Source organism: Aquimarina algiphila, from assembly GCF_007489275.1.
GTDB lineage: Bacteria > Bacteroidota > Bacteroidia > Flavobacteriales > Flavobacteriaceae > Aquimarina > Aquimarina algiphila.
The window spans coordinates 1-3,053 of the sequence record NZ_VLNR01000143.1 but is presented as its reverse complement, the minus strand read 5'-3'; the positions used below and the strand labels follow the sequence as shown (position 1 = coordinate 3,053).

At 31.2% G+C, this 3,053-nt stretch carries 3 protein-coding genes; all 3 read right to left on the bottom strand.

Going from position 1 to position 3,053, the window contains the following annotated elements:
• Positions 1–524: 524 nt before the first annotated feature.
• The 3 genes from FOF46_RS30505 to FOF46_RS30495 all read right to left on the bottom strand — a co-directional run bounded on the left by FOF46_RS30505 (position 525) and on the right by FOF46_RS30495 (position 2,890).
• Positions 525–797, bottom strand: a complete 273-nt coding sequence (locus FOF46_RS30505) for a hypothetical protein (protein WP_143919196.1) — start codon at positions 795–797, stop codon at positions 525–527.
• A 256-nt stretch (positions 798–1,053) separates the two neighbouring features.
• Positions 1,054–1,284 carry a hypothetical protein gene (locus FOF46_RS30500; protein ID WP_109435998.1) on the bottom strand — a complete coding sequence of 77 codons (231 nt, stop codon included), beginning with the start codon at positions 1,282–1,284 and terminating at the stop codon, positions 1,054–1,056.
• Positions 1,285–1,573: 289 nt separating this feature from the next.
• A complete protein-coding gene (locus FOF46_RS30495; RefSeq protein WP_143919195.1) occupies positions 1,574–2,890 on the bottom strand; it encodes a helix-turn-helix domain-containing protein in 1,317 nt (438 codons plus the stop codon).
• Positions 2,891–3,053 lie beyond the last annotated feature (163 nt).

Below are 3,053 nucleotides of genomic sequence, written 5' to 3'. Positions count from 1 at the left end.
TCTCCATATCAGCAATCTTTACTGCAGTTTGAGGAACAGTGGTATGGACATAATTCTTATCAGACAACACTACCTGGGCCTGTACCTGCAATCCCATAAGTAGCATCACTATGCTATATATAATTTTATTGTTTATCATCTTACTTGTCCTATAATTTGTTTTCCTGGTACAATAATAGAAGATGCCAGTTTCATTTTTCGGGACTGGGAAAATTTTATTGAATATTTTTTATTCCACGAAGTGGGAAGCTTTTTTTTAGTTTTAATGGAGCAGAGTCTCTACGCTTTATAGTTGTCCGAAGTATGAAGCCAGATGTATGATGTGTTTTTCACTTTTCATTTTCTAAGCTCCAGCATCTAACTTCTTAAAACTGTCTTCGACAGTGCCTGCCCTGAGCTTGTCGAGGGGCTCAGACTGACAATGAATACACTATTTTCTTCTAACTTCGGTCTTCTGACATCTTACTCTTTTCATTTTTCGTTTTTCACTCTTCACTTCTATACCTTCTGTCTTCCGTCTTCCATTACCCAACAAAAGGATTTAGCTTTTTGACCTCATTTTCTTTTGTATAAAATCCGAACTTGAAACCCACCTCTTGTACATACACATAACTTTGTATAGAAAAATCATATTCAATCGGAGCGTTTAAGTTTTTCATCACTCCTATGATTCGATATAATTTGGTTTTTGAAATTCCTAAACGAGCCGAACAATCCTCTGGCGACCCCGTTGCCTGTAGTCGAATCAGTTGATCAACACGTTCTATAATTTCGATATGTTTCATTATAATATTCATACTGTTTTCCCTTCAGATGATTATTTCTAGTTATTGATATATTCCAATTGCATAGTAAGAAGCCTAACTCACCTCTTACTATCTTTTGTTTTCCTCTTTTCACTTCACGTTTTATTCTTTTATATTTTGTTTTTATAGCTTTTAATCAGATCAACTATAAATTCTGCATCTAAGTAGTACATGAAATATCCTAGCATCTATCTATTTAAAAATAGATATACTATCATTTTAGAAAATACAGAATGAGAGAACTATACTATAACTTAGAATTAAGAAACAGTATATTCCTGGCTTTATAGATTAACTGTATGGCTTCATCCACAGATTTTCCTTTACCATATAGTTTATGAATCCATGTGTAGAGTATAATTTCATAAGGATTATGTTGCCCTAGATTATATACAAATTCGTCTGCTTTGATATGCAATGCTTCTAGAATTTCAGATATGAATTTATTTTTGATAAGATACAATGGGTAGGATTCCATGATACTATGTTTTTGTTACTACAAATGTATGAGGGAAGATGGGTAATATAAAAGGTAAGCAAGTCGTGATTTATAAAAAATAGGGTGATAATTTATATATTAAGACAAGTAGAAAATCATGATTAAACACTGATAATCAATATGTTTATATTACAAAGATCTAAAACATAAGAAGATACTACGGTTTCAAAACACATCATGACACCACACTATTAATTTATCTCTAAACCGATGCAGAACTTGCCGAAGTATATCTTTTTATCCAACCCACTAATCTCAAAATTCGTCACTACATTTCTAGCTTTTTGATAAAATATGAAGGATATATCCCTGTATTTTTATAGAATTTTTTAGCAAATATCTCAGAAGAATTAAAACCTACATCCTTGGCAATAGCTTTGATCGTATATTTTCTAAACGTTGCATCTGATTGTAATTTATCAATCGCAAAACCAATACGTAAATCATTAATATATTGACTTATACTCTTTTGCTTATATGTATTGATCACAATAGATAAGTAACTAGAGTTTGAACCAAAACTTTTTGCCAGATCTTTAGCATTAATATTAGGAGTAAGATACCCTTTCTGATCTTCGAACTGTTGTAATTGAGTGAGTAGATGCTCCAGGGCTTCTTCGCTTATACTAGATGAAACTCCTGTTTTGTATATCGCAGATGTTTTAATTGTATTCTTATTTTCATCTTTACCCAATAATTGTATAAATCGTTTTTTATATATCTGTTGTCGGTAATAATAATAACCTACGCCTGTCATACTTACTACCAGCAATAAAGAGATGATCCATGCTTGATCGGTTAGTTTATCTTTTTCCTTGGTCAAAATAACATTTTTATTGGTAAGTTTTTCGTTTTCATATTTGGTAACAGCATAGATTTCTCGATTTTTTTGATTGATCTCTTGTAATTTATGATGTATTTGATCATATACTATTGCTTCTTTGCTCACATTTTCTTTTAACTTAAAGATATACCCCAAAGCTTCGATCATAGAAACCAGATTCCTTCGTATTTTGGCATTTTTATAAGCGGCTTCTGCATGGTATAATGCTTTTGTTTTATCTTTTTCAAAATAAAATTTAGTTAAATCAATATTACTCGCAATTAACCCACTTGCATCATTCATTTCTTCCCGAATGATTTTTGCCTTAAGAAGCAGTTTTACTGAATTTTTATTTTCTTTATTTTCAAGCCATTGCACATAACCCAGGTTTGACAATACTCTAGCATATTCATTTTTATCTTGTTGTAAAATAGTATCAGATTCCAATGTTTTTAATAAACGTATGGCTTCTTGATACTCTCCTTCTCCTGTTAATATTAGAGCTTTCGTATTTTTAAAAATCAATATATTTTTGATTCCTATAGTATTAATAGAAAAACTGTCTTTGCCTAAAGCTAATGCTCGTTCATTATACCTTCTGGCCTCATCATATCTTTTTGATTCTTTATTCGCTACAGAAATAATATGATATAATCCTGCAAGATTTCTTAAGTCAGCAGTTTTTTCTAAATATCTTACACCGTCTATAGCTGTAGTCTTACTGCCAGAAAAATCACCCAATGAAGTTTGAATATTAGCCATATCTAATAAACTTCTCCCTGATGTTATTGTGTCTTTAACCCGTTGTGCATTTAGAAAAAGTTGCGCAAACTGCTAAAAGGCAGTAAATTGTAGTTACGACACTATAATTCATATGCACAACTTTCAAGCAAATTACGATAAAATACTCAAGGTTTTAAAAGGA

Coding starts and splice junctions, on each gene's coding strand:
- FOF46_RS30505 (WP_143919196.1), bottom strand. CDS start 797: ATGAATATTATAATGAAACATATCGAAATTATAGAACGTGTTGATCAA.
- FOF46_RS30500 (WP_109435998.1), bottom strand. CDS start 1,284: ATGGAATCCTACCCATTGTATCTTATCAAAAATAAATTCATATCTGAA.
- FOF46_RS30495 (WP_143919195.1), bottom strand. CDS start 2,890: ATGGCTAATATTCAAACTTCATTGGGTGATTTTTCTGGCAGTAAGACT.